The sequence below is a fragment of the Halobacillus sp. BBL2006 genome, from assembly GCF_000786645.1.
GTDB lineage: Bacteria > Bacillota > Bacilli > Bacillales > Halobacillaceae > Halobacillus.
The window spans coordinates 1-1,684 of sequence record NZ_JRNX01000806.1; the positions used below are offsets into that span (position 1 = coordinate 1).

Below are 1,684 nucleotides of genomic sequence, written 5' to 3' on the forward strand. Positions count from 1 at the left end.
CATGACGACCATCGTTCCTAGTTCTCCGCCCGTTAGTACGTAATCACCAATTGAGATTTCATCCGTGACGAGCTCTTGACGAATTCTCTCATCATAACCTTCATAGTGACCACAGATAAAGATAATATGATCTTCTTTAGATAACTCTTCTGCTTTTCTTTGTGAATGAGGTTCTCCCTGAGGGCACATGAGCACCACTCTCGGTTGTTTTTCACTCTTTTTAGTCAGGTCCTCTATTGCATCGAATATAGGCTGTGGTGTAAGGACAAGCCCTGCTCCGCCTCCATAAGGGTAGTCATCCACTTTATTATGCTTATTCGTCGTATAATCACGAAAATTAACATAGCGGTAGCTGAACGCTTCTCGATTTTGGGCTCGTTTCATGATAGAGGTATTCAACACTCCATCAAACATTTCAGGAAACAAAGTCAAAATGTCGATATGCATTAGTCTAACAGCCCCTCTATTGGATCAATGATAATCTTTTTTAGTGCAGGGTCCACTTCTTTCACCACAGGTTCTATATAAGGGACGAGCAAATCTGATTGATCTTTTCTTTTAACGACCCACACATCGTTCGCTCCGGGAGTCAAAATCTCCTTTACTTCTCCAATTTCTTCTCCAGATTGCAAATAAACGGTGCATCCGATGATTTCATGAAAATAAAATTCATGTTCATCCAGCTCATCCTGTGCATCTTCAGTGACCATCAGCATTCCATTTTTGTACCTTTCCACATCGTTTATGGACTGGTGATCCTCGAACATAAGCAGATCAAACCCTTTGTGCACTCGATGTGAACGGACCACTAACTTCTCGGGGCCCTTCTTATCATTTGCCCAATACAATAGCTGTCCTGGCTGGAAACGCTCGTCAAAGTCTGTAATCCGTTTAACTTTGACTTCTCCTTTGATGCCATGTGTATTAATGATCTTTCCGACATTGAACATTTGATTCTCCATGTCTATCCTTACCTCGCTCGTATGACTTTTCCATCCTTAATGACGACTTGCCTATCCTGGACTAATTCATTCCATGAATCGCCTTCCTTAATTTCTATTAAGGCTTCCACTTCGTCTGTTGCAAGTTCACTTCCATCTGGCAGAATTTCTAATTGCTTCAGTTGATTTTCAGTCCACCGAATTTGATCTTTACGGCGACTAATTTCTTTTGAAAAACGACGTTCGACTTCTTGTTTTGAAACACCTGGTTTCCGTTCCAATTTTTTTTGCTCGAACGATAATTGGCGGCATTCGTTGTCCAATTGTTTGCATCTCTCATCGAAGCGTTTTTTCAATTGAGCTCGACTTTCCTCCGTCAACACCTGTTTGACAGGGATCTTTTGGATGATTTGCATTGGTCGCCCCGCCTCTCTATCTCTTTCTGAATGGTAAAAAAAGGGAAAGGTTACCCCTCTCCCTTTTCACATGATATCCAGATAGATTCGTTTTTCTGAATCAGATCCTGCCGCATACACGACAGTTCGAATCGCCTTAGCAATCCTTCCGTTTTTCCCAATCACTTTTCCGACATCGTCAGAGTGAACGGAAAGATGGTAGATCACTTTTTGTTCTTCCTCTTTCACGTCCACGACAATATCCTCTGGATGATCGACAAGCGGAGTGACGATTGTTTCAATTAAGGCTTTCATGATATCACCACTAGTTTATTATTTGTTTTTCTT

4 protein-coding genes are annotated in these 1,684 nt (G+C 41.6%); all 4 read right to left on the minus strand.

What is annotated here, in order from left to right:
* Window positions 1–447, minus strand: a 447-nt coding sequence (gene trmD / locus LD39_RS19865) for a tRNA (guanosine(37)-N1)-methyltransferase TrmD (RefSeq protein ID WP_035552529.1), incomplete at its 3' end; no start/stop codon positions are given.
* Window positions 447–962, minus strand: a complete 516-nt coding sequence (gene rimM / locus LD39_RS19870; RefSeq protein WP_035552532.1) for a ribosome maturation factor RimM — start codon at window positions 960–962, stop codon at window positions 447–449. The genes trmD and rimM, both read right to left, overlap by 1 nt.
* A gap of 8 nt (window positions 963–970) precedes the next feature.
* Window positions 971–1,357, minus strand: coding sequence for a YlqD family protein (locus LD39_RS19875; RefSeq protein WP_035552535.1), 387 nt, complete (start codon window positions 1,355–1,357; stop codon window positions 971–973).
* Between the two features lie 66 nt (window positions 1,358–1,423).
* Window positions 1,424–1,651: a KH domain-containing protein gene (locus LD39_RS19880; protein ID WP_035552538.1), complete on the minus strand. Its 228-nt coding sequence runs from the start codon at window positions 1,649–1,651 to the stop codon at window positions 1,424–1,426.
* Between the last annotated feature and the right edge of the window lie 33 nt (window positions 1,652–1,684).